Origin of the sequence: Paenibacillus sp. SC116, from assembly GCF_024733555.1 — a bacterium.
Classification (GTDB): Bacteria; Bacillota; Bacilli; order Paenibacillales; family Paenibacillaceae; genus Paenibacillus_B.
Genome location: NZ_JANIOF010000011.1, coordinates 33,162 through 56,781, shown reverse-complemented (window position 1 = coordinate 56,781; position 23,620 = coordinate 33,162). Strand labels below are relative to the sequence as shown.

Genomic DNA, 23,620 nt, shown 5'->3' with positions numbered 1-23,620 from the left:
ATAGCGTATCGTATTATTTATGCAATCCACACTCTACCTTGCCTGTACCTGACCAACGTCCAGCACGGGGATCCTCACCAGGCATAACTTGTCTAGTGCAGTGAGAGCAGCCGATACTCGGATAGTGGTTGTCATGAAGTGGGTTGTAAATGATATTATTATTGCGGATATATGCCCACACATCATCCCAAGTCCAATGTGCAATTGGATTGAACTTTACAAGACCAAATTTCGTATCATATTCAATTTTTTTAGCATTAGCACGAGTTGGTGCTTGATCACGGCGAATACCAGTAATCCATGCATCGTATTTGCTCAGTATTTGTGTTAAAGGTTCTACTTTACGGATATTGCAGCATTTGTTGGGATCACTTTTCCATAATTCAATCCCATGCTGCTCATCTTGTTGATCCGGAGTAATTGCTGGTGCTACACGTACAAATTCTAAGTTGTAATGAGATTGTATTTGGTCGCGAGTGTGGTAGGTCTCTTCGAAGTGAAAGTCTGTATCGAGGTAGAAAATATCAGTTGAAGGACTAATCTTCTGTACCATATCAACCAGAACGACATCTTCTGCCCCAAAGCTGCATGCAAATGTTATATTCGGAAACGTTTCTATAGCCCATTGAATGATTTCCTCGGGACTAGACGTTTCAAACAACTCAGCCTTCTCAGCTATTAAAGCTTCTTTCTCCAATAAGTTCATTACCGCATCCTCCACCATCTTTAAATTCCTAGTATTTAGGTGTGTTTTATATACTTAATAAGTATAGTTTGATTTCAAGTAAAGTCAATCCATTTTTTGACTAATAGATGCGCTTTATCTATAACTTTTTCTTATTTTGGGTAAAAGGCTGATTGTTGATAAAGAAAAAACTTGTTTGCTGCTGCGCTTTCTGGGAGATCACGTTCTTAATGAGGAAGTTCATGGAGGTTTGATTTAAAGTATGCAAAAAAACCTCTTCTGTGTGAACACAGAAGAGGTTTGATACCCATTGTAATCCAATATTAACGTTTGGAGAACTGAGGTGCGCGACGAGCCGCTTTAAGACCGTATTTTTTACGCTCTTTCATACGAGGGTCACGAGTCAAGAAGCCAGCTTTTTTCAAAGCGGGACGAAGCTCTGGATCAGCCTTAAGCAATGCACGGGAGATACCGTGACGAATTGCGCCTGCTTGACCGGAGATACCACCACCATGAGCCAATACCAAAACGTCGTATTTGCCAACTGTTTCTGTAAGGTTCAAAGGTTGCTTGACAATTAGTTTCAATGTTTCCAAACCGAAGTATTCATTAAGGTCACGCTTGTTGATAACGATGCGGCCTTCGCCTGGTACAAGGCGAACGCGCGCTACGGAATGCTTACGACGACCTGTCCCATAGTATTGTACTTGTGCCATGAAACTGTCCTCCTTTTTATTTATCCGCGAAGTTCGTAAACTTCTGGTTGTTGTGCTTGATGTGGATGAGCTGCGCCAGCATATGCTTTAACGCGAAGCTTCATTTTGTTACCCATGCGAGTTTTAGGAAGCATTCCTTGAACCGCAAGTTCGATCATACGCTCAGGCTTCTTAGCAAGCATTTCATGAGCTGGAGTCACTTTCAAACCACCGGAGTAGAGGGAGTGACTATAGTAGTTTTTGTTTTGAAGTTTCTTACCTGTCAAAACAATTTTCTCAGCATTGATGATGACTACGAAGTCGCCACCGTCAACATGAGGTGTGAATGTTGGCTTGTGCTTACCGCGGATAAGTGCCGCAGCTTCAGTAGCAAGACGACCAAGCGTCTTACCTTCAGCGTCGATAACGAACCATTTACGTTCTACTTCAGCTGGTTTCGCCATGTATGTTGTACGCATGAAACATCCTCCTAACAAAATTCATTGTTCGCTTTAATTCAAAAACCGTATATATCGTTCAATGTGTTACATTTAAATGTTAGCTTTTTCATTAGCGTATTTCTTTATTGGGGGCCGTGGGAAGCCATAAAGAAACACAAATGTTATTTTACAATATAACGTTCGAATTTGCAAGTCGTTTTTGCTCTTTATACAGCTCTAAATTCTTTCTTCCCCATCATATTCGACACTCCACAGCAATAAACCATGCCCTACGGCCATTGGCCCTGCAGCATCACGATGGAGAGTCTCCATAATAACGGGAATATCCTCAGGACGGAGTTTGCCTTCCCCAACCCACATCATCGTCCCTGCGATAATCCGCACCATATTGTATAAGAATCCATTGCCTGTTAAGAACAAATGAATCCGACCACGGCCGGCTTCATCACTTCCTGCATGCTCGACTTCCATCCATGAGCGAAATATCGTACGAACATTGGATTGCTTCGTTGACTTCGGCGATGTAAAAGAAGTATAGTCATGCTCACCTTCTAAATAAGCCATTCCTTTCCGCATCGCCTCGATATCAAGTGGACGCGGATGATGGAACTCGTATAAACGTCGGAATAAGTCCGGGTTGCGTTCTGCTAGAATGGTGTAACGATACGTCTTTACCTTCGCCGAATAACGGGCATGGAAGTCCAACGGTGCCTCCCAAGCTTCCTGAACGACAATGTCATTAGGCAGCCTAGAATTCATCGCTAGTACCCAGCGATCAATCGGAATAGCGGAAGTCGTATGAAAGTTGAACACCTGTCCCCTCGCATGTACCCCCGCATCCGTACGCCCAGATGCCGATATCGTAATTTGATCGCTCGTAAGCTTCGTAATCGCTGCTTCGATTCGTCCTTGAACCGTGTCTTGATCAGGCTGTCTTTGAAAGCCGCTATATGCAGTGCCATCATAAGACACAGTCATTCCGATATTTCGCATACTTGCCTCCGGTCTACGATATACACAAAAAGAAAAGCTCCTCGAGGGAGCCTTCTTCCACGCTGCTCATGCTGCGTTATTGCGCTATATCAAATGCATCTTACCGCTATTACGCGCGGTCAACTAGTTCCAAGTAAACCATTGGCGCGGAATCGCCACGGCGAGGACCCAATTTCATGATGCGCGTATAACCGCCTGGACGCTCAGCATAACGAGGTGCCAAATCCGAGAATAGTTTCTGGATTGCATCCTTCTCGCCATCTACAGTCTCACGACGAACGAATGCAGCCACCTGACGGCGTGCATGCAAGTCACCGCGCTTTGCCAACGTGATAAGCTTCTCAGCGATAGAACGAACTTCTTTCGCTTTAGCTTCAGTTGTTTGAATGCGCTCGTACAAGAACAGATCAGTTACCAAGTCGCGGAACAACGCTTTACGAGCGCTGGAGTCACGACCCAACTTTTGGTATGCCATATGTTTCCCCTCCTTCTAAGCAAAGTCCCGATTAATCTTCCATGCGGAGGCCTAATCCTAATTCTTCAAGCTTCTCTTGAACTTCTTCCAAAGACTTACGGCCCAAGTTGCGGACTTTCATCATGTCTTCTTCAGTCTTCGTTATTAGCTCTTGAACAGTATTAATGCCTGCACGTTTCAAGCAGTTATAGGAACGAACAGAGAGATCAAGCTCTTCGATAGTCATCTCAAGCACTTTCTCTTTCTTATCTTCCTCTTTTTCAACCATGATTTCCGCATCTTTCGCTTCATCCGTCAATCCTACGAAGAGCATCAAATGCTCTGTAAGGATCTTCGCACCAAGGCTTACTGCTTCTTCTGGTTGAGTGCTTCCGTCCGTCCATACTTCAAGCGTAAGCTTGTCGTAGTTCGTCACTTGTCCTACACGCGTATTCTCTATACTGTAATTAACACGAGAGATTGGTGTGTAGATCGAGTCAACAGGAATGACACCAATAGGTTGATCTTCATTCTTGTTGCGATCTGCAAGGACAAAGCCGCGTCCACGATTCGCATAAATACGCATATGGAGACGGGAGCCTTGTGCCAATGTAGCAATGCGGAGATCCGGGTTCAAAATTTCCACATCGCTATCCGCGCGAATATCTCCGGCAGTAATTACCCCTTCACCTTCAGCATCGATTTCGAGAATTTTCTCTTCATCGGAGTGAATTTTGAGTGATAGGGACTTCAGGTTCAAAATAACCTCTGTAACGTCTTCGTAGACACCAGGGATTGTAGAGAACTCATGAAGTACGCCGTCAATTTGCACAGAAGTCACTGCCGCTCCTGGCAAGGAAGAAAGTAAGATACGGCGTAGGGAGTTCCCAAGTGTCGTACCATAACCGCGCTCAAGCGGCTCAATTACGAACTTGCCGTAAGTACCTTCTTCGTTGACATCAACGGTTTCAATTTTCGGCTTTTCGATCTCAATCACTATATAACCCTCCTTCAAAACGTCGCTGGCGTTAAACCATTAAACACCTACGGTCGGTCGATTCATGCAGTATGCCTAAACAACCATTATTCCCAACAGGCGTCATTATAAACGACACGTTAGCCACACACGTATAATTATACGCGGCGACGTTTTGGCGGACGGCAGCCATTGTGAGGAACTGGAGTTACGTCTTTGATCATGCTAACTTCCAACCCTGCAGCTTGCAAGGAACGGATGGCAGCTTCACGGCCTGCGCCTGGGCCTTTAACCGATACTTCTACCGTCTTCATACCATGTTCCATTGCTGCTTTAGCAGCTGATTCTGCAGCCATTTGTGCAGCAAACGGTGTGGATTTACGCGAACCGCGGTATCCAAGACCACCGGAGCTTGCCCAAGAAATTGCGTTTCCGTGTGTATCCGTGATTGTTACGATCGTGTTATTGAACGTAGAACGGATATGTGCCACACCAGATTCAATATTTTTACGGTCACGACGTTTTGTACGTACGACTTTTTTTGGTTTAGCCATTGCTACTTATCCCTCCTTACTTTTTCTTATTTGCTACCGTACGACGAGGGCCTTTGCGTGTACGAGCATTAGTTTTCGTACGTTGACCACGAACAGGCAATCCACGACGATGGCGAACACCACGATAACATCCGATATCAACCAGACGTTTGATGCTCAAAGAAATTTCACGACGAAGGTCACCTTCAACCTTAACCGTTTTATCAATTGTTTCACGAATAGCGTTTACTTCGTCTTCTGTTAGATCACGAACACGCGTATTAGCATTCACACCAGTTGCTGCGATTACTTTTTGAGATGTTGTCTTTCCAATACCGAAAATGTATGTCAAGGCGATCTCAACGCGTTTATCACGTGGCAAGTCTACACCAGCTATACGAGCCATTTACGCTACACCCCCTTCAATTATCCTTGTTTTTGTTTGTGTTTCGGATTTTCACAAATTACCATAACGTTACCTTTGCGACGAATGACTTTGCATTTTTCGCAAATGGGCTTAACAGAAGGTCTTACCTTCATGCTGAATACCTCCCAGTCCTTAAGTTGCACGCGTCAAACCGTCTCGCATGCAGTCTGTTGGTTTGCAAGTGCATTGCAAGCGCTCTTTGAAGCTCCGAGTGCTAGTGCTACTTACGATATGTGATGCGACCTTTGCTCAAATCGTATGGCGATAGCTGTACGACCACTTTGTCCCCCGTCAGGATACGGATAAAGTGCATCCGCAGCTTTCCAGAAACATGGGCAAGAATCTGATGTCCGTTCTCTAACTCAACTCGAAATGTCGCGTTTGGCAACGGCTCAATGACCGTTCCTTCTACTTCAATCACATCTTCCTTGGCCAACGTGATTCTCCTTTCTATTCCGCATTTGCTTCATTCAGCTGCTCCGCATACTTCTGAATGACGTAGCGCAGCTTGCTGTTCGTAACCCGTCCGCTTTCGTTTAAACTCTGGACAACTTCGCGGCTTATATCCTTCTGCAACTCCAGATGAAGCAGGTTTTTACGTTTCGGTTGTTCAAACTTGCGTTTGTCCCCGTCCGCGATAAAGACAAATCGCTCAGGCTCCAAGCCAACGATGACAGCCAGCTTGCTGGCATCTCTGCCTTGAGCCACTTTGACAAACTGCCCGATCTGCGGGTTCAGAATATTATTCATCCCCTCACCTACTCTTGCAATCTCGTCAAAATTTCGCAACCGTCCGGTGTTACTGCAACTGTATGCTCAAAGTGAGCACACCATGTTCCATCCACCGTCACGACCGTCCAGTTATCTGCAAGTGTTTTTACATAACGCTCACCAATAACGACCATCGGCTCAATCGCAAGTACCATACCCGGCTTGAGTCGAGGCCCACGGTTCGGGCTACCGTAGTTCGGAATCTGTGGTTCTTCATGAAGACTCGCACCGATTCCATGTCCGACGTACTCACGTACGACGGAAAAACCTGCATCTTCAATGACACGTTGTATTGCATGAGAAATAGTGTACAACCGTTCATCTGGTCGAACTAGCTCCAAACCAGCGTAGAGAGAACGTTCTGTAACGTCCAGCAATCTCTGTGCCTCTTCAGAAATCTGTCCAACCCCATATGTCCAAGCTGAGTCACCATGGTACCCACGATACTCTGCGCCGATGTCGATGCTGATGATGTCGCCTTCGTTTAAAACGCGGTTACCAGGAATACCGTGCACCAGCTCTTCATTAACTGATACGCAAATGCTTCCAGAGAACCCGTTGTATCCCTTGAAAGAAGGAGATGCCCCTTGGCTGCGAATGAATTGTTCCGCGATAGCATCAAGCTCCCGAGTCGTAATGCCCGGCTTGATCGATTGAGCCATGAGACGATGCGTTTCCGCAACGATTCTCCCTGCTTCTCTCATAAAGCCTAATTCCACTTCGGACTTACAAATGATCATTCGTTTAACCTCGCAGTAAAGATACGACTTCAGACGTCACCGTATCAATTTCCTTCTCCCCGTCAACATCACGCAACAAGCCTTTGTCACCGTAATAGTTAAGCAAAGGGGCTGTCTTGTTGATATATTCATCCAAGCGTGTGCCAACTTTCTCTTCGGAATCATCCGAACGTTGGTATAGCTCACCCTGGCACTTATCACAGACACCTTCTTGTTGTGGCGGGTTAAAAATGACATGGTACGTCGCGCCGCAAGACTTGCAAATGCGTCTGCCTGTGAGACGTGCCAGTAATAATTCACGGTCAACGCTCAGGTTGATGACATGGTCCAATTTGCGACCTAGTGTTCCTAACATGTCGTCCAAAGCCTCAGCTTGAGTCAACGTGCGTGGGAAACCGTCCAATAAGAACCCTTTCTCACAGTCCGGCTGAGCGAGACGCTCTCGCACAATCCCGACTGTAACGTCATCAGGAACGAGCAGACCTTGATCAATGTATTCCTTTGCCTTTAAGCCGATGGGCGTTTCTTCGCGCATTGCTGCACGAAACGCATCGCCTGTGGAGATATGAGGAATACCGAACTCCGTTACAATGCGTTCAGCCTGCGTCCCTTTACCTGCCCCAGGAGGCCCCATGAATAGAATGTTCATCGAATGTCACTCCCTTTTTGGTAAGCATAGGCTTAACTTTCGTCGGAAGTGTATGCTTTCGATGGCATTCGTTAAGCCTCTGCTTTACAAGAAACAGCACAATAGGTGCCGACCTAAGTCAGTACCTATTGCCTATTTATTGATAAAACCTTTGTAGTGGCGTTTAATCAACTGGCTTTCAACCTGTTTCATCGTATCAAGCGCTACGCCAACAACGATAAGAAACGACGTTCCACCAAGCTGTACTTCACGAGGGAACCCTGCAAGCGATCCAAGGAACACTGGCAATACTGCAATTAGAGCCAAGAAGATGGCACCAGAGAGAGTAATACGGGACATCACTCGTGTCAAGTAGGTAGCTGTAGCTTTACCTGGGCGAATACCTGGGATATAGCCACCGTTCTTTTTCATTTGATCCGCCATTTGCTGTGGATTCAATTGAACGAACGTGTAGAAGAACGTGAAACCGATAATAAGCAGAACGAAAATGGTCATACCAAGCGGCTTATCAGAAGACGTATTGTTAATGATCCATTGCGCCCATGCTTTATCAGCCCAGAACTGAGCGATGACTGTTGGGAACATTAGTAATGAAGAAGCAAAGATTACTGGGATAACCCCTGCACCATTCACTTTAAGTGGAATGTGCGTATTCTGGCCTCCATACATTTTGTTTCCAACAACACGCTTCGCATATTGCACCGGAATCTTACGAGATCCTTGCTGGATGAAAATAACCGCTACAATAATTAGCAAGATCACAATTGCAACAATGACCATCTTAAGAATGCCTAGGAACAGTTGTCCATCACCGTTAACAAATTGTGATTCATACATCTTCCCAAGAAGGGTTGGAATACCAGCCACGATTCCCGCGAAGATGATAATGGATATACCGTTGCCAATACCTTTCTCAGTGATTTGCTCACCGAGCCACATGAGAAATGCGGTACCAGCTGTCAAAACAATGGCGATCACTACGTAATCCGTCATGGTCGCGTTTGGTATCATCTGCATTCCGTACATTCTATTGAAACCAACAGCCGTACCGATTGCTTGGATTAAACCTAAGATTATTGTTCCATAACGCGTAAATTGAGCAATCTTACGTTTACCAACTTCGCCTTCTTTCGCCCATTGTGCAAACTTCGGAACAACGTCCATAGAAAGAAGCTGCATGATGATCGATGCCGTGATGTATGGGAAAATACTCATTGCAAAGATGGAAAATTGGAACAACGCACCACCGGAGAATGTATTCAGCAAGCTGAACAATTCAGTTCCAGCGGAATTGCTTTGAAATACCGAAGGATCAACGCCGGGAACTGGAATAAAGGACCCGACGCGATAGATGATAAGGACACCAAGAGTAAAAAGAATCTTACTTCTCAAATCCCCAACTCGCCATATATTCGATACGGTCTTAAACATTAGATCACCTCGGATTTACCGCCGGCAGCCTCGATCTTCTCTACCGCAGATTGAGAGAACTTGTTAGCTTTAACCGTAAGCTTAACAGACAAGTCACCAGTACCCAAGATCTTGATTCCGCTCAATGGGTTCTTGATGATACCTTGCTCCATAAGCAATTCCGGAGTTACTTCAGTTCCTGCTTCGAAACGGTTCAAGTCCGCTACGTTCAACACCGCGTACTCTTTACGAGTTGGATTCGTGAATCCACGCTTAGGCAAACGACGGTACAATGGGTTTTGTCCGCCTTCAAAGCCAGGACGTACACCACCGCCGGAACGAGCATTTTGACCTTTGTGACCGCGACCTGCAGTTTTACCGTTACCGGAAGCGATACCGCGTCCGCGGCGGAAGCCTTCTTTACGGGAACCAGGTGCTGGAGAAAGTTCATGCAAATTCATCGTTCGTCGCACCTCCTTAATTATTTATGCTGTTATATATTAATCGAATGTTCGATCGCAATCAAATTGTTGAAATTGAATGATTCAAAGCTTACGCTTCGATTTCTTTAACTTCAACCAAGTGAGTCACTTGCTTTACCATGCCGCGAATCGCTGGGCTGTCGTTTTGAACAACCGTCTGATTCAGCTTGCGTAGGCCCAAAGTATTCACCGTTTTACGGTGAGTTTCCGGGCGACCGATCAGACTGCGAACGAGGGTAATTTGCAATTTAGCCATTGTCGTCCCCTCCTTATCCTAACAGTTCCTCTACGGATTTGCCACGAAGCTTAGCTACTTGCTCTACAGTCTTCAAACGAGACAAACCTTCAAGCGTAGCGTTTACCATGTTCATAGAGTTAGAAGAACCTAGGGACTTCGTTAAGATGTCGCCTACACCAGCTAACTCCAATACTGCACGAACCGGACCACCGGCAATAACTCCTGTACCTTCAGAAGCTGGTTTAAGAAGAACTCTACCAGCGCCGAAGTGACCAATTACTTGGTGAGGAATTGTTGTGCCAACGAAAGGAACATGAATTAGATTTTTCTTAGCGTCTTCGATACCTTTACGGATTGCGTCAGGTACTTCAGATGCTTTACCGATTCCTACGCCAACCCAGCCTTTGCCGTCGCCGACAACGACAAGTGCGCTAAAGCTGAAGCGACGTCCGCCTTTTACAACTTTAGAAACGCGGTTAATTTGAACAACTTTTTCAGACAGTTCTAACGTGTTTGGATCAACTCGCAAGTCGTTAACCTCCTTTTTGTTAAATTCTTAGAACTCAAGACCAGCTTCACGAGCTGCGTCTGCCAATGCTTGAACACGTCCATGGTACAAGTAACCACCGCGGTCGAATACCACGTTTGTTTGACCTTGCTCTTTAGCACGTTTTGCAATCAATTCGCCAACTTGACGAGCTGCTTCTACGCTGCCGCCGTTTTTGATTTGATCACGCAATTCTTTGTCCATTGTCGATGCGGAAGCAACAGTTACGCCCTTCACATCGTCGATCAATTGAGCGTAGATATGCTTAGAGGAACGGAATACGTTCAAGCGCGGACGCGCTGTCGTTCCTTCAATTTTCTTACGCACACGAAGGTGACGTTTCAAACGAGCTTTGTTCTTATCGCCTTTTGTGATCATCGTTGTTTTCACTCCCTTCAGTTTAGCCATTAAGCTACAGAGGTAAGCGAGCTAGGCAAGATCTTACTTCTTCTTGCCTGCTTTACCTTCTTTACGTAGAATGCGTTCGCCTTGGTACTTGATACCTTTGCCTTTGTATGGCTCAGGTGCACGTACAGCACGAATTTTTGCAGCATATTCACCAACACGCTCTTTATCAATACCTTTTACGATAATTTGCGTTTGTGTTGGTACTTCGAACTCGATACCAGCTTCCGGTGTAATTTCAACCGGGTGAGAGTATCCAACGTTCAATACGAGCTTATCACCAGTTTTGTTAGCACGGTAACCTACGCCAACTAGCTCCAACGTTTTGGAGTAGCCTTCCGTTACGCCGTTAACCATGTTGCTGATGACACTACGAGTTGTTCCGTGAAGGGAACGGTGAAGTTTATGTTCAGAAGGACGAGTAACGTTAATTACGTTCTCTTCAAGAGATACTTGCATATCTTTGTGAAGTTCACGAGTCAACGATCCTTTCGGTCCTTTAACCGTAATCACGCTATTGTCCAAAGTGATTGTTACGTCACCTGGTACGTTAATTGGTTTGCGACCAATACGAGACATGTGTTGTTGCACCTCCTATCATTATGCAGTAATTACCAAACGTAGCAGACCACTTCGCCGCCAGATTTGGATTGACGAGCTTCTTTATCCGTCAAAACGCCTTTGGACGTCGAGATGATTGCGATTCCGAGACCGCCGAGTACGCGAGGTACCTCGTTGGATTTCGTGTAAACGCGTAGACCTGGTTTAGAGATACGTTTCAAACCAGTGATGACACGTTCTTGGTTTTGACCATATTTCAAGAAAATACGGATGATCCCTTGTTTGTTGTCATCGATAAATTCTGCATCACGGATAAAGCCTTCACGCTTCAGGATTTCAGCGATTTGCTTCTTCATCGTAGAAGCAGGCATTTCCACTGTTTCATGACGTACTGTGTTAGCATTGCGAATACGAGTAAGCATATCAGCAATTGGATCAGACATAACCATTAGTGTAAACCTCCTTCCCGCAACAGGGTTGATTACCAGCTAGCTTTTTTAACGCCAGGAATCTGGCCTTTATGTGCCAATTCGCGGAAACAAATTCGGCAAATTTTGAACTTACGCAACACAGAATGCGGACGACCGCAACGCTCACAACGAGTATATGCGCGTACTTGGAACTTCGGCTTGCGTTGCTGTTTAACAACCATCGAAGTTTTTGCCACGTGTTGACACCTCCTATGAACTTTGTCGTGACTTTATGGTCACCGGACAAATTCATGTCCTAATTTTAATTCATCAAATGATGAGCTAGACCGACCTTACTTCACGAAAGGCATGCCGAGTTGCGTCAACAATTCACGGGACTCTTCGTCTGTTTTCGCTGTAGTAACGATGACGATGTCCATACCACGTGCTTTATCAACTTTATCGTACTCGATCTCAGGGAAGATCAACTGATCTTTAAGACCAAGTGTGTAGTTACCACGACCGTCAAACGCTTTGTTCGAGATTCCGCGGAAGTCACGAACACGTGGAAGCGTTACGTTGAACAATTTGTCCAAGAAGTGGTACATACGCTCACCGCGCAATGTAACTTTAACACCGATCGGCATTCCTTCACGAAGCTTGAAGCCTGCAATAGACTTTTTAGCGCGTGTGATAACTGGCTTTTGACCAGAAATCAGTTGCAATTCAGCTACAGCTGTGTCCAGTACTTTGGAGTTCTGAACAGCTTCACCCATACCCATGTTGATAACAACCTTATCAACTTTAGGTACTTGCATGACTGTTGTATAGTTGAACTTCTGCATAAGAGCAGGAGTAATGTCGTTCAAATAACGTTCTTTCATACGAGCTGCCATTGTAAATGGACCTCCTTTCCTAGCAATTAGTCGATAATAGCGCCGGAACGTTTAGCTACGCGCACTTTTTTACCGTTCTCTACTTTGTAACCGATACGCGTTACTTTACCGGACTTAGGATCCACGTGCATCACGTTGGAAGCGTGGATTGCAGCTTCTTGCTCTACAATTCCGCCTTGTGGGTTCTTTTGGTTAGGCTTTTGGTGTTTCTTCACCATGTTTACGCCTTCTACAAGAACGCGGTTTTGACGAGGGAATGCTGCGATAACGCGGCCTTTTTTACCTTTATCTTTACCTGTGATAACGATGACCGTGTCGTCTTTTTTCACGTGCAATTTATTATTATGCGACTCGAGAATCTTCTTCAATCGTGGCATGTGTTACACCTCCTGAGTCTTGCCAGGCAGGCAAGTTGATTTAGATAACTTCCGGAGCCAAGGAAACGATCTTCATGAAATCTTTCTCGCGAAGTTCGCGAGCAACAGGTCCGAAGATACGCGTTCCGCGTGGTCCTTTATCTTCCTTAACGATAACCGCTGCGTTTTCATCAAAAGCGATGTAAGAACCGTCTTTACGACGTACCGAACGCTTTGTACGAACGATAACTGCCTTAACAACGTCACCCTTTTTGACAACGCCACCTGGTGTTGCTTGTTTCACGGAGCATACAATCAGGTCACCGATGTGTCCTACGCGACGTCCTGTTCCGCCCAACACACGAATACACATCAATTCTTTCGCACCAGAGTTATCTGCTACTTTCAAACGTGTAAATGGTTGAATCATTCTGATTTCCTCCTTTCGGTAAAGCTACCCGGACATTAAACGATTACTGCTTTTTCAACGATTTCCACGAGTCTCCAACGCTTGTCTTTAGACAGCGGACGAGTCTCCATGACTTTTACAGTATCGCCGATTTTAGCTTCATTGTTTTCGTCGTGAGCTTTGAACTTTTCCGTATGTTTAATGCGTTTGTGGTACAAGTTATGCTTTTTGTACGTTTCAACCGCAATTACGATTGTTTTGTCCATTTTATCGCTGACAACTTTACCGACTTGCACTTTACGAGCATTACGTTGTTCACTCATCAGTGTATTGCCTCCTTCCTGGTTACAGGATGTCTATTTTCAGTCAAGACGTTGACTTCAATTAACTAGTGATCCCAAGTTCTCTTTCATGCAATACCGTTTTCGCACGAGCAATTGCTTTGCGTACGTCACGGATACGAGTTGGGTTGTCAAGCTGTCCAGTAGCCAATTGGAAACGGAGGTTGAAAAGTTCTTCCTTGAATCCTGCAATCTTCTGTTCAAGTTCAGCAGTGGTCAAGTTGCGGAATTCACTAGCTTTCATTTGCTTCACCACCCAATTCTTCGCGTTTCACAAACTTAGTTTTGCAAGGCAGCTTGTGAGCAGCAAGGCGCATCGCTTCACGAGCGACTTCCTCAGGTACACCAGAAAGTTCGAACATAACTTTACCAGGTTTAACCACAGCTACCCATTTCTCAACGTTACCTTTACCACTACCCATACGTACCTCAAGCGGCTTAGCCGTAATTGGTTTGTCTGGGAAGATTTTAATCCATACTTTACCACCACGCTTGATATAACGAGTCATTGCGATACGAGCGGACTCGATCTGACGGTTCGTAATCCAAGTTGGTTCAAGAGCTTGCAAACCGAATTCACCGAAATGAACCGTTGTGCCGCCTTTAGCGCGACCTTTCAAGCTACCACGTTGTTGCTTACGATGTTTTACACGTTTAGGTACCAACATGATTAGTTGCCTCCTTCCTCAACAGCCTTTTTCTTAGCCGTAGGAAGTACCTCTCCACGATAAATCCATACTTTTACGCCGATACGGCCGTAAGTTGTATGAGCTTCCGCAGTTCCGTAGTCGATATCAGCGCGAAGCGTATGAAGTGGTACAGTTCCTTCGCTGTATCCTTCCGAACGAGCGATTTCAGCACCGCCCAGACGTCCGCTTACCGCAGTCTTAATTCCTTTTGCACCAGAACGCATTGAGCGTTGAATAGCTTGTTTAAGTGCACGACGGAAAGATACGCGGCGCTCAAGTTGTTGAGCAATGCTCTCAGCAACAAGAATAGCGTCCAAATCTGGAGTTTTGATTTCCGAAATGTTGATGTGAACTTTTTTACCGTTAGAAATTTTAGTTACTTCACGGCGAAGTGCTTCAACTTCGGAACCGCCTTTACCGATTACCATACCCGGTTTAGCGGTGTGGATCGTAACGTTTACGCGGTTAGCTGCACGTTCGATCTCGATGCGCGATACTGCCGCATCTTTCAATTTATTTTTCAGGTATTCCCGGATTTTTACGTCTTCGATAAGCAATGTACCGAAATCTTTCTCAGCATACCACTTAGACTCCCAATCGCGGATAACACCCACTCGAAGTCCGACTGGATTTACCTTTTGACCCACACGTTTTCCCTCCTTATTTCTCAGATACTACTAGCGTAATATGGCTAGTTTTCTTATTGATACGGCTTGCACGTCCCATTGCGCGAGGACGGAAACGTTTCAACGTTGGTCCTTGATTCACGAACGTTTGCTCAATAACGAGCTTGTTCACGTCCATAGAATAGTTGTGTTCTGCATTCGCAATAGCAGAGTTCAACAACTTCTCCACGATTGGAGATGCTGCTTTCGGCGTGTGACGCAGAATCGCGATTGCTTCGCCTACTTGCTTACCGCGGATCAAGTTAAGAACGATCTGAACTTTACGCGGAGCGATGCGAACCATATTCGCATGTGCTTTCGCTTGCATGGAAGTACCTCCCCTCAAGTGCTAAATATCAGTATTAACGTCTTGTCTTCTTATCGTCGTCATGACCTTTGTACGTACGAGTTGGCGCGAATTCGCCAAGCTTGTGTCCGACCATATCTTCAGTTACGTACACTGGCACGTGTTTGCGACCGTCATAAACGCCGAATGTGTGACCAATGAATTGAGGGTAGATAGTAGAACGACGGGACCAAGTCTTAATAACGACTTTTTTACCGCTCTCGTTCATAACTTCAACCTTTTTCATTAGATGACCATCAATGAATGGTCCTTTTTTCAAACTGCGACCCATGTGTAAATCCTCCCTTCACGAAATCCGTTAATTTCGCTTATTACGCGGCTAATTTACTAACCAAACAAATATTACTTCGTGCGACGACGAACAATATATTTGTCGGAGTGCTTGCCCTTCTTGCGAGTCTTGTAACCAAGTGTCGGTTTGCCCCATGGAGACATAGGAGATTTACGACCGATTGGTGCACGACCTTCACCACCACCGTGTGGGTGATCAACAGGGTTCATTACAACACCACGTACGACTGGACGTTTGCCCAACCAACGTGAACGACCTGCTTTACCAACTTTGATGAGCTCATGGTCTTCGTTACCTACAGATCCGATTGTAGCGCGGCAAACTTTCAATACTTTACGAACTTCGCCAGAACCCAAACGAATTGTAACATAACGCTCTTCTTTACCAAGCAATTGAGCTTCCGTACCAGCTGCACGAACCAACTGACCGCCCTTGCCTGGTTTCAACTCGATGTTGTGGATAACTGTACCTACAGGAATGTTTTCAAGCGGCAATGCATTACCGATCTTGATATCAGCTTCTGGTCCAGAAACAATTACGTCTCCAACTTTCAAGCCTTTAGGAGCGATAATGTAACGCTTTTCACCATCTGCATAGTTAATCAACGCGATGTTGGAAGTACGGTTTGGATCGTACTCGACTGTAGCAACGCGACCTGGAATGCCATCCTTGTTACGTTTGAAGTCGATAATACGATACTTACGTTTGTGTCCGCCGCCTTGGTGACGAACTGTAATTTTACCTTGGTTGTTACGACCAGCTTGTTTACTAAGAGGCGCAAGCAACGATTTCTCCGGTGTGCTCGTTGTGATTTCTTCGAACGTAGATACGCTCATTGCACGGCGAGCCGGGGATGTCGGTTTGTACTTTTTAATAGGCACTAGTTTTCCCTCCTAACTTTAAGAATTGTGTATTTATACCGTCTCGAAGAACTCAAGCGGCTTGCTGTCTGCAGTCAATGTTACGAAAGCTTTCTTCCATTCGGAAGTGTAACCATTGTAACGACCATAGCGCTTTGGTTTAGCTGGAACACGCAAAGTGTTCACGCCTGCTACTTTAACTTTGAAGATTTGCTCGATAGCAGCTTTGATTTCCGTTTTGTTAGCACGGATATCAACTTCAAAGACGTATTTCAGGCCGTCCATCATCTCAGCTGTACGCTCAGTGATGATTGGGCGTTTGATAATATCACGAGGGTTTTTCATTACGCGAACACCTCCTGTACCTTCGAAACCGCATCCTTAGTAAGGATAAGCTTTTGATGGCGAAGAACGTCATAAACGTTTACTCCGTCAGCAGCTACCAATTTAACGGATGGGATGTTACGAGCGGACAATGCAACGTTGTCGCTGTACTCAGGAAGCACAACTAGCGCTTTACGATCCACTTTCAAGTTGTTAAGCAATGCTTTGAATTCTTTCGTTTTCGGTGCATTGAATGCCAACTCGTCAAGAACGATGATTTGATTTTCCAACACTTTGGAAGAAAGTGCGGATTTAATCGCCAAACGGCGAACTTTTTTAGGAAGCTTGTATGCATAGCTGCGTGGTGTTGGTCCGAAAACGACACCGCCGCCTTTCCATTGCGGCGCACGAATAGAACCTTGACGTGCACGACCAGTACCTTTTTGTTTCCATGGCTTACGGCCACCGCCGCGAACCTCGGAACGTCCTTTAACTTTGTGTGTTCCTTGACGCATGGATGCAAGCTGCATCACAACAGCATCATGAAGCACATGTTTGTTGGGTTCAATTCCGAATACACTGTCAGCAAGTTCAATCTCGCCAACTTGAGCACCGGAGATGTTGAATACTGCTACTTTAGGCATTCTGAGCTCCTCCTTTCCTCACCAATTACTTTTTAATTGCAGATTTAATGTTAATGAAGCTGTTTTTAGCACCAGGAATGGAGCCTTTAACGAGGATAACGTTACGTTCCGCATCCACTTTAACAACTTCAAGGTTTTGAATTGTAACTGTTTCAGCTCCCATGTGACCTGGAAGGCGTTTGCCTTTAGGTACGCGGTTCGCTTGAATGGAACCCATGGAACCAGGGCCACGATGGTAACGGGAACCGTGAGACATTGGTCCGCGGCTTTGTCCCCAGCGCTTGATTGTGCCGGTGAAGCCTTTACCTTTAGAAATACCTGTTACGTCAACGAACTCGCCTTCTGCGAAGAGATCAGCCTTCAATTCTTGGCCAACTTCGTATTGAGAAAGATCGATACCGCGGTATTCCTTAATGTAGCGCTTAGGTGTAGTGTTTGCTTTTTTAGCGTGACCTTGTTCAGGCTTGTTAGAACGCTTTTCCTTTTTGTCAGCAAAGCCGACTTGGATTGCTTCGTAGCCGTCATTCTCAACGTCTTTCTTCTGAAGAACGACGCAAGGACCAGCTTCGATAACTGTAACTGGCAATACGTTACCTTCTGGGGTAAAGACTTGAGTCATGCCGAGTTTTTTTCCTAAGATACCTTTCATGTTGACACCTCTTTTCGTTTCCATGATCCGTTCATTTTAAGCTGTTATTTACAGCTTGATTTCGATATCTACACCGGACGGCAGATCTAGTCGCATAAGCGCATCAACCGTTTGCGGCGTAGGACTCACGATATCGATAAGGCGCTTATGAGTGCGCATTTCGAATTGCTCGCGAGAATCCTTGTACTTGTGCACCGCACGAAGAACCGTGATGATTTGCTTCTCCGTTGGCAACGGAATTGGACCGGACACTCCTGCACCGGAACGTTTCGCTGTTTCAACGATCTTCTCAGCGGATTGATCAAGAATTCTGTGGTCGTATGCTTTTAAGCGGATACGAATTTTTTGCTTTGCCATTGTATTCCCTCCTTTAATCGCCCAATTTTGCATCGGACATACTCCGCGAAAATTTTCCTTCACACTCCCCCATGGCAAAGGGGCCGGGTGTGTCGGTAACCTCTCACATCATCGCAACGTCGACGAACAACATTCACTATTATATATAATAGTCCCGACAATTGCAAGCTTTTATTTTAATTCATTACGAAACAATTCCTTCTGTAATAAGGTTTGTACGTTCTGATGTCCTGCATCTGTCGGGAACTATTCGTCTTCTGCTGTTGTCCATTATATAATGAAGCAATTGAATTTTTCTACGGAAATCTATTCCACTTCTATTTTGCTATTATTGTAGATTAATAGTTCGCTCAAATCGATTAAATAGAACTGATACGATTTAGCTGCTCAGCCGATGAAGCTACTTGTTCGGTTGATTCACTGATGCTTTGGATTGCATCAGATAAGCTTTGTATGCTATTACTAATGATATTAAGCTGTGAAGCGCTTTCAGAAATTCCAGTAACTATGTTTGAGAACTTCTCCATTGTGAGCTCCGCGTTTGTTCTTACCTGCCCGGCATTGTTCTGAACCGCTGAAATCACATCTACTACTGTTTTCGTTACTTCCGTCGAATTTATAATTAGATTTTCAATATTGTTCACGGTTTGCTTCGTACTTACAGCAAGCTTGTTTACTTCCTTAGCTACAATTGAGAAGCCTGCTCCACGATCACCCGCATGCGCTGCTTCAATCGAGGCATTCAAAGATAATAGATGTGTATGATCAGCTATAGCGATAATGGACTGGGCAATTGAGGCAATATGTTCAGTCGTCATTTTAAGAGCACTCATATGTTGTTCGACCTGCTGCATATCTACGTCAATCTGTTGAATACTAACAGTCAACTCATTCATAAATTTCTTGCCTTCTTCAGCATTTCGTTGGGTAGCTATAGATGAATTTGCAGTTTGTTGAGTAGAATTGTTCAGTTCAATCCCATATGAGACCATTTCTTGAATCGCATCATTGGTACGAACAGATAACGAGGCTAATTGTTCACTTAGTTTACTAATTTGTTTATGCAGCTGATCCTTTTGACGAATATGTTCTTTCTCTGCTTGTTGTCTTTTCATTTCAAAAAACTCAAGCACGAGCTGCTGTTCAAGATTCAATACCTTATTAAAACTATGTACAACTTGTATAGCCAACTTTGGATTTGCAGCATGCAGCATCAATCGCTCAAACACAACTGCTTGAACTTTTTGAAAAGCCCCCATGTACCATTTTGGCTCCAAACCTATTCGATAATGAATAGCCGCAATACGCATACGCTTTTCTACATATGCTTCATTAATAAGGCCATCAAACATTTCCTCGATGTGCTTGCGTAATGTTACTCTCAATTTCTCAACACTACTATGCTGATTGATCATTTGTTTTAGAGATTCTACCTGTAAAACGGAAGCATAAAATGCCTCACTGATTTCATCTAACCAGGGCAGAAGATAAGGTTGAGCTAAATGAAGCATACCGAGATCATTGGTCGTAAGTTGGATCATGTCTAATTGAGACCATATCTTATGATCTTTAGCAAATTGTATACTGCCCTCTTTATCAGCCTGCTCTAGATCAAAGTCCCACTTATCAATAGTGTCGTTACGAGTTACAAAATCATTTTCTTTATCTTTATTATACCCCCATCGCTTAAACATTCATTGCACACTCCCTCGTAGGAATCTTTTGTGTTTATGGAGTTTTATTACATCCCTTTCATTATAATCATGTACATAGTCATTCGGATACAAAATCTTCAAGCAAATATTAAAATATTTGTATATTGAGCTTCATCTAAAAATACAACCCCATATATCAAAAAAAGCCCCTCTCCCTAAGGAGAAGGACTGTTTATCATATCGCTAAGCGATATTATTTAACGATTGAAGCAACTGCACCTGCACCTACTGTACGGCCACCTTCGCGGATAGCGAAACGTGTACCTTCTTCAATCGCGATTGGATTGATAAGATTTACAGTAACTGTGATGTTGTCACCAGGCATAACCATTTCAGTACCTTCAGGAAGGTCGATTACACCAGTTACGTCAGTTGTACGGAAGTAGAACTGTGGACGGTATCCAGTGAAGAAAGGCTTATGACGGCCACCCTCTTCTTTAGTCAATACGTACACTTGTGCAGAGAACACAGTGTGCGGCTTAACAGTACCTGGCTTAACCAATACTTGACCACGCTCGATGTTGTTGCGGTCTACACCACGAAGCAATGCGCCAACGTTGTCACCTGCTTGAGCGGAGTCAAGCAATTTACGGAACATTTCAACGCCCGTAACAACGGATTTGCGAGTTTCTTCTTGGATACCAACGATTTCGATCTCGTCGCCGACTTTGATCGTACCACGCTCTACACGACCTGTAGCAACTGTACCACGGCCAGTGATGGAGAATACGTCCTCAACAGGCATCAAGAAAGGCTTGTCAGTGTCGCGCTCTGGTTGTGGGATATAAGTGTCGATTTGTTTGAACAATTCAACGATCTTTTGAGCCCACTCACCATCAGGGTTTTGAAGAGCTTCACGAGCGGAACCACGGATGATTGGCGTGTCGTCGCCTGGGAATTCGTACTCGCTAAGCAAGTCGCGAACTTCCATTTCAACCAATTCAAGCAACTCTTCGTCTTCAACCATGTCGCATTTGTTCAAGAATACAACGATGTAAGGAACACCTACTTGACGAGAAAGCAAGATGTGCTCACGAGTTTGTGGCATTGGACCGTCAGCTGCAGATACAACCAAGATCGCGCCGTCCATTTGTGCAGCACCAGTAATCATGTTTTTAACGTAGTCAGCGTGACCTGGGCAGTCTACGTGTGCGTAGTGACGAGTATCAGTTTCGTACTCAACGTGTGCAGTAGAAATTGTGATACCGCGCTCGCGCTCTTCTGGAGCTTTGTCGATTTGATCGAATGCTACAGCAGCACCACCGTAAGTTTTGGACAATACAGTTGTGATTGCAGCAGTCAAAGTTGTTTTACCGTGGTCAACGTGACCGATAGTACCGATATTAACGTGCGGCTTATTACGCTCAAATTTTGCCTTTGCCATTTGAACAATTCCTCCTTAGTAGATGGAATAATATAGTGTGATGATTGTCTGTAAGCTTTAACTTACAGACAATTCATGAATATAAGTTAAGTTAAGCGATAATTGTTCGATTACGCGCCTTTAACTTTGGAAATGATTTGCTCAGAGATATTGCGTGGAACTTCTTCATAGTGAGAAAGCTCCATTGCGAATACTCCGCGGCCTTGTGTACCGGAACGAAGAGTTGTAGAGTAACCGAACATCTCAGCGAGAGGTACCTTAGCACGGATAATTTGGGCACCGCCACGAGAATCCATACCTTCGATACGACCACGACGAGAGTTCAACATACCCATAACGTCGCCCATGTACTCTTCAGGAACTGTAACTTCAACCTTCATGATTGGCTCTAGCAATACCGGATTACATTTTTCCTTAGCAGCTTTAAGCGCCATGGATCCTGCAATTTTAAACGCCATCTCCGAGGAGTCAACGTCATGGTAAGAACCATCGAAGATTGTAGCTTTGATATCTACCATCGGGAAGCCAGCCAATACGCCGTTCTTCATCGATTCTTCGATACCAGCTTGTACCGGAGCGATGTATTCACGAGGAACCACGCCACCGACTACTTTGTTGACGAACTCAAATCCTGCGCCTGGTTCTTGAGGTTGGAATTCGATCCATACGTGACCGAACTGACCGCGTCCACCAGATTGGCGAACGAACTTACCTTCAACTTTAGCAGCAGTTTTGAAAGTCTCACGATAAGCAACTTGTGGGTTACCTACGTTCGTCTCAACTTTGAACTCACGACGCATACGGTCAATGATGATTTCCAAGTGGAGCTCACCCATACCCGCAAGAATCGTTTGTCCAGTTTCTTCGTCTGTGTGAGCACGAAGTGTTGGATCTTCCTCAGTCAATTTGCTGAGTGCAACACCCAACTTATCTTGGTCAGCCTTAGTCTTAGGCTCAACCGCGATCTCGATAACTGGATCAGGGAAGTTCATTGATTCCAAAATAATTGGACTCTTCTCGTCACACAGTGTATCTCCCGTACTTGTATCTTTCAAACCTACAGCAGCAGCGATGTCACCGGAGTAAACAACTTCGATTTCTTCACGGCTGTTAGCGTGCATTTGAAGGATACGACCAATACGTTCGCGTTTGCCTTTCGTTCCGTTCAATACATAAGATCCGGATTTCAATACACCAGAGTATACGCGGAAGAACGTCAACTTACCAACATAAGGATCCGTCATAATCTTAAACGCAAGTGCCGAAAACGACTCTTCGTCAGAAGATTTACGAATAGCTTCCTCGCCGTCTTCCAATGTACCTTTGATATCTGGTACATCAACTGGAGATGGCAAGTAGTCAATAACTGCATCCAACATAAGCTGAACGCCTTTATTTTTGTAAGAAGAACCACAGATAACAGGGAAAATTTGAACGTTTACAACACCTTTACGGAGACCAGCTTTGATTTCTTCAATCGTCAGCTCTTCACCTTCAAGGTATTTCATCATCAAGTCTTCGTCAAGTTCTGCAACCTTCTCGACTAGTTCCATACGAAGTTCTTCCACTTTCGCTTTGAACTCTTCAGGAACGTCTATAATATCAACATCGCGACCAAGGTCATCTTTGAAGATATGAGCCTTTTGCTCAACCAAATCAATGATACCTGTAAAGTCGTTCTCTGCACCGATTGGCAATTGAATTGCCACAGCGTTCGCTTGCAAACGGTCTTTCATGGTCTCAATAACGTTGAGGAAGTCAGCGCCAATGATGTCCATTTTGTTAACGTAAGCAATACGAGGTACGCCGTAACGGTCAGCTTGACGCCATACCGTCTCGGATTGAGGCTCAACGCCTTCTTTAGCAGAGAATACGCCTACTGCTCCGTCCAATACGCGAAGGGAACGCTCAACCTCTACCGTAAAGTCAACGTGACCCGGAGTATCGATAATGTTAACACGATGTTCTTTCCAAGCTGCTGTTGTAGCAGCGGAAGTGATCGTGATACCACGCTCTTGCTCTTGCTCCATCCAGTCCATTGTTGCAGCACCTTCGTGCACCTCACCGATTTTGTGAGTACGGCCTGTGTAGAACAAGATACGCTCCGTAGTTGTTGTTTTACCGGCATCGATGTGAGCCATGATTCCGATGTTACGCGTATTCTTCAAGGAGAACTGTCTAGCCATAATGGGGAGTCTCCCTTCAAAATAAGAGTTCTGAGAAACGAACTCGCAT

Annotated in this window: 38 protein-coding genes; all 38 read right to left on the bottom strand. The window is 44.9% G+C overall.

Features of this window, described 5'->3' with window-relative positions; genetic code table 11:
- Window positions 1–13 precede the first annotated feature (13 nt).
- A complete protein-coding gene (locus NQ117_RS23795; RefSeq protein ID WP_258280483.1) occupies window positions 14–706 on the bottom strand; it encodes a phosphoadenylyl-sulfate reductase in 693 nt (230 codons plus the stop codon).
- A 302-nt stretch (window positions 707–1,008) separates the two neighbouring features.
- Complete coding sequence (gene rpsI / locus NQ117_RS23790; protein ID WP_028543538.1) at window positions 1,009–1,401, bottom strand: 30S ribosomal protein S9; 393 nt, start codon at window positions 1,399–1,401, stop codon at window positions 1,009–1,011.
- Between the two features lie 20 nt (window positions 1,402–1,421).
- Window positions 1,422–1,859 (bottom strand): 50S ribosomal protein L13, encoded by a 438-nt coding sequence (gene rplM / locus NQ117_RS23785; protein WP_258280482.1) that lies wholly within the window; start codon window positions 1,857–1,859, stop codon window positions 1,422–1,424.
- Window positions 1,860–2,057: 198 nt separating this feature from the next.
- Entirely contained in the window at window positions 2,058–2,834 is a 777-nt protein-coding gene (gene truA, locus NQ117_RS23780; protein ID WP_258280481.1) for a tRNA pseudouridine(38-40) synthase TruA, read from the bottom strand.
- 109 nt (window positions 2,835–2,943) lie between these two features.
- On the bottom strand, window positions 2,944–3,309 hold the full coding sequence (gene rplQ / locus NQ117_RS23775) for a 50S ribosomal protein L17 (protein WP_028595155.1): 366 nt from the start codon (window positions 3,307–3,309) through the stop codon (window positions 2,944–2,946).
- A gap of 31 nt (window positions 3,310–3,340) precedes the next feature.
- On the bottom strand, window positions 3,341–4,285 hold the full coding sequence (locus NQ117_RS23770) for a DNA-directed RNA polymerase subunit alpha (RefSeq protein WP_258280480.1): 945 nt from the start codon (window positions 4,283–4,285) through the stop codon (window positions 3,341–3,343).
- A gap of 137 nt (window positions 4,286–4,422) precedes the next feature.
- On the bottom strand, window positions 4,423–4,818 hold the full coding sequence (gene rpsK / locus NQ117_RS23765; protein ID WP_258280479.1) for a 30S ribosomal protein S11: 396 nt from the start codon (window positions 4,816–4,818) through the stop codon (window positions 4,423–4,425).
- Between the two features lie 16 nt (window positions 4,819–4,834).
- The gene (gene rpsM, locus NQ117_RS23760; protein WP_258280478.1) at window positions 4,835–5,203 is read right to left on the bottom strand and encodes a 30S ribosomal protein S13; all 369 of its coding nucleotides are present in this window, start codon (window positions 5,201–5,203) and stop codon (window positions 4,835–4,837) included.
- 20 nt (window positions 5,204–5,223) lie between these two features.
- Entirely contained in the window at window positions 5,224–5,337 is a 114-nt protein-coding gene (gene rpmJ / locus NQ117_RS23755) for a 50S ribosomal protein L36 (protein WP_003333770.1), read from the bottom strand.
- A gap of 107 nt (window positions 5,338–5,444) precedes the next feature.
- Window positions 5,445–5,660: a translation initiation factor IF-1 gene (gene infA / locus NQ117_RS23750; protein WP_006676514.1), complete on the bottom strand. Its 216-nt coding sequence runs from the start codon at window positions 5,658–5,660 to the stop codon at window positions 5,445–5,447.
- Window positions 5,661–5,674: 14 nt separating this feature from the next.
- Window positions 5,675–5,974: a KOW domain-containing RNA-binding protein gene (locus NQ117_RS23745; RefSeq protein WP_258280477.1), complete on the bottom strand. Its 300-nt coding sequence runs from the start codon at window positions 5,972–5,974 to the stop codon at window positions 5,675–5,677.
- An 8-nt stretch (window positions 5,975–5,982) separates the two neighbouring features.
- Window positions 5,983–6,735, bottom strand: a complete 753-nt coding sequence (gene map, locus NQ117_RS23740; protein WP_258280476.1) for a type I methionyl aminopeptidase — start codon at window positions 6,733–6,735, stop codon at window positions 5,983–5,985.
- Between the two features lie 4 nt (window positions 6,736–6,739).
- Window positions 6,740–7,384: an adenylate kinase gene (locus tag NQ117_RS23735; protein WP_258280475.1), complete on the bottom strand. Its 645-nt coding sequence runs from the start codon at window positions 7,382–7,384 to the stop codon at window positions 6,740–6,742.
- Between the two features lie 132 nt (window positions 7,385–7,516).
- Window positions 7,517–8,815, bottom strand: a complete 1,299-nt coding sequence (gene secY, locus NQ117_RS23730; protein ID WP_258280474.1) for a preprotein translocase subunit SecY — start codon at window positions 8,813–8,815, stop codon at window positions 7,517–7,519.
- A complete protein-coding gene (gene rplO / locus NQ117_RS23725; protein WP_028595147.1) occupies window positions 8,815–9,255 on the bottom strand; it encodes a 50S ribosomal protein L15 in 441 nt (146 codons plus the stop codon). Before rplO ends, secY begins: the two co-directional genes overlap by 1 nt.
- A gap of 91 nt (window positions 9,256–9,346) precedes the next feature.
- Window positions 9,347–9,532: a 50S ribosomal protein L30 gene (gene rpmD, locus NQ117_RS23720; RefSeq protein WP_144995526.1), complete on the bottom strand. Its 186-nt coding sequence runs from the start codon at window positions 9,530–9,532 to the stop codon at window positions 9,347–9,349.
- 13 nt (window positions 9,533–9,545) lie between these two features.
- On the bottom strand, window positions 9,546–10,043 hold the full coding sequence (gene rpsE, locus NQ117_RS23715; RefSeq protein WP_028595145.1) for a 30S ribosomal protein S5: 498 nt from the start codon (window positions 10,041–10,043) through the stop codon (window positions 9,546–9,548).
- 27 nt (window positions 10,044–10,070) lie between these two features.
- Entirely contained in the window at window positions 10,071–10,439 is a 369-nt protein-coding gene (rplR, locus tag NQ117_RS23710; RefSeq protein ID WP_258280473.1) for a 50S ribosomal protein L18, read from the bottom strand.
- A gap of 63 nt (window positions 10,440–10,502) precedes the next feature.
- On the bottom strand, window positions 10,503–11,045 hold the full coding sequence (gene rplF, locus NQ117_RS23705; protein ID WP_258280472.1) for a 50S ribosomal protein L6: 543 nt from the start codon (window positions 11,043–11,045) through the stop codon (window positions 10,503–10,505).
- A 32-nt stretch (window positions 11,046–11,077) separates the two neighbouring features.
- The gene (gene rpsH, locus NQ117_RS23700; protein WP_258280471.1) at window positions 11,078–11,476 is read right to left on the bottom strand and encodes a 30S ribosomal protein S8; all 399 of its coding nucleotides are present in this window, start codon (window positions 11,474–11,476) and stop codon (window positions 11,078–11,080) included.
- 32 nt (window positions 11,477–11,508) lie between these two features.
- On the bottom strand, window positions 11,509–11,694 hold the full coding sequence (locus tag NQ117_RS23695) for a type Z 30S ribosomal protein S14 (RefSeq protein WP_028595141.1): 186 nt from the start codon (window positions 11,692–11,694) through the stop codon (window positions 11,509–11,511).
- Window positions 11,695–11,790: 96 nt separating this feature from the next.
- A complete protein-coding gene (gene rplE, locus NQ117_RS23690; protein WP_258280470.1) occupies window positions 11,791–12,333 on the bottom strand; it encodes a 50S ribosomal protein L5 in 543 nt (180 codons plus the stop codon).
- Window positions 12,334–12,359: 26 nt separating this feature from the next.
- On the bottom strand, window positions 12,360–12,710 hold the full coding sequence (gene rplX / locus NQ117_RS23685) for a 50S ribosomal protein L24 (protein ID WP_258280469.1): 351 nt from the start codon (window positions 12,708–12,710) through the stop codon (window positions 12,360–12,362).
- A gap of 40 nt (window positions 12,711–12,750) precedes the next feature.
- The gene (gene rplN / locus NQ117_RS23680; RefSeq protein WP_028595138.1) at window positions 12,751–13,119 is read right to left on the bottom strand and encodes a 50S ribosomal protein L14; all 369 of its coding nucleotides are present in this window, start codon (window positions 13,117–13,119) and stop codon (window positions 12,751–12,753) included.
- Between the two features lie 35 nt (window positions 13,120–13,154).
- Window positions 13,155–13,421, bottom strand: coding sequence for a 30S ribosomal protein S17 (gene rpsQ / locus NQ117_RS23675; protein ID WP_258280468.1), 267 nt, complete (start codon window positions 13,419–13,421; stop codon window positions 13,155–13,157).
- Window positions 13,422–13,482: 61 nt separating this feature from the next.
- The gene (rpmC, locus tag NQ117_RS23670) at window positions 13,483–13,683 is read right to left on the bottom strand and encodes a 50S ribosomal protein L29 (RefSeq protein ID WP_028595136.1); all 201 of its coding nucleotides are present in this window, start codon (window positions 13,681–13,683) and stop codon (window positions 13,483–13,485) included.
- Window positions 13,673–14,107 carry a 50S ribosomal protein L16 gene (gene rplP / locus NQ117_RS23665; protein ID WP_028595135.1) on the bottom strand — a complete coding sequence of 145 codons (435 nt, stop codon included), beginning with the start codon at window positions 14,105–14,107 and terminating at the stop codon, window positions 13,673–13,675. The genes rpmC and rplP overlap by 11 nt, the downstream gene beginning before the upstream one ends.
- A 2-nt stretch (window positions 14,108–14,109) precedes the next feature.
- Window positions 14,110–14,775, bottom strand: coding sequence for a 30S ribosomal protein S3 (gene rpsC / locus NQ117_RS23660; RefSeq protein ID WP_258280467.1), 666 nt, complete (start codon window positions 14,773–14,775; stop codon window positions 14,110–14,112).
- 13 nt (window positions 14,776–14,788) lie between these two features.
- Window positions 14,789–15,121, bottom strand: coding sequence for a 50S ribosomal protein L22 (gene rplV, locus NQ117_RS23655; RefSeq protein ID WP_028595133.1), 333 nt, complete (start codon window positions 15,119–15,121; stop codon window positions 14,789–14,791).
- A 34-nt stretch (window positions 15,122–15,155) separates the two neighbouring features.
- Window positions 15,156–15,431: a 30S ribosomal protein S19 gene (rpsS, locus tag NQ117_RS23650; protein ID WP_028595132.1), complete on the bottom strand. Its 276-nt coding sequence runs from the start codon at window positions 15,429–15,431 to the stop codon at window positions 15,156–15,158.
- Between the two features lie 71 nt (window positions 15,432–15,502).
- Complete coding sequence (gene rplB / locus NQ117_RS23645; RefSeq protein ID WP_144995541.1) at window positions 15,503–16,333, bottom strand: 50S ribosomal protein L2; 831 nt, start codon at window positions 16,331–16,333, stop codon at window positions 15,503–15,505.
- Between the two features lie 33 nt (window positions 16,334–16,366).
- The gene (gene rplW, locus NQ117_RS23640; RefSeq protein ID WP_258280466.1) at window positions 16,367–16,657 is read right to left on the bottom strand and encodes a 50S ribosomal protein L23; all 291 of its coding nucleotides are present in this window, start codon (window positions 16,655–16,657) and stop codon (window positions 16,367–16,369) included.
- Complete coding sequence (rplD, locus tag NQ117_RS23635) at window positions 16,657–17,280, bottom strand: 50S ribosomal protein L4 (RefSeq protein ID WP_258280465.1); 624 nt, start codon at window positions 17,278–17,280, stop codon at window positions 16,657–16,659. The genes rplW and rplD overlap by 1 nt, the downstream gene beginning before the upstream one ends.
- 25 nt (window positions 17,281–17,305) lie before the next feature.
- Entirely contained in the window at window positions 17,306–17,929 is a 624-nt protein-coding gene (rplC, locus tag NQ117_RS23630; RefSeq protein ID WP_258280464.1) for a 50S ribosomal protein L3, read from the bottom strand.
- A gap of 48 nt (window positions 17,930–17,977) precedes the next feature.
- Window positions 17,978–18,286, bottom strand: a complete 309-nt coding sequence (gene rpsJ / locus NQ117_RS23625) for a 30S ribosomal protein S10 (RefSeq protein ID WP_028595127.1) — start codon at window positions 18,284–18,286, stop codon at window positions 17,978–17,980.
- 359 nt (window positions 18,287–18,645) lie between these two features.
- Window positions 18,646–19,980: a globin-coupled sensor protein gene (locus NQ117_RS23620; protein ID WP_258280463.1), complete on the bottom strand. Its 1,335-nt coding sequence runs from the start codon at window positions 19,978–19,980 to the stop codon at window positions 18,646–18,648.
- 214 nt (window positions 19,981–20,194) lie between these two features.
- Window positions 20,195–21,385, bottom strand: a complete 1,191-nt coding sequence (tuf, locus tag NQ117_RS23615) for an elongation factor Tu (protein WP_258280462.1) — start codon at window positions 21,383–21,385, stop codon at window positions 20,195–20,197.
- 110 nt (window positions 21,386–21,495) lie between these two features.
- A complete protein-coding gene (gene fusA, locus NQ117_RS23610; protein WP_258280461.1) occupies window positions 21,496–23,571 on the bottom strand; it encodes an elongation factor G in 2,076 nt (691 codons plus the stop codon).
- Window positions 23,572–23,620: the final 49 nt, after the last annotated feature.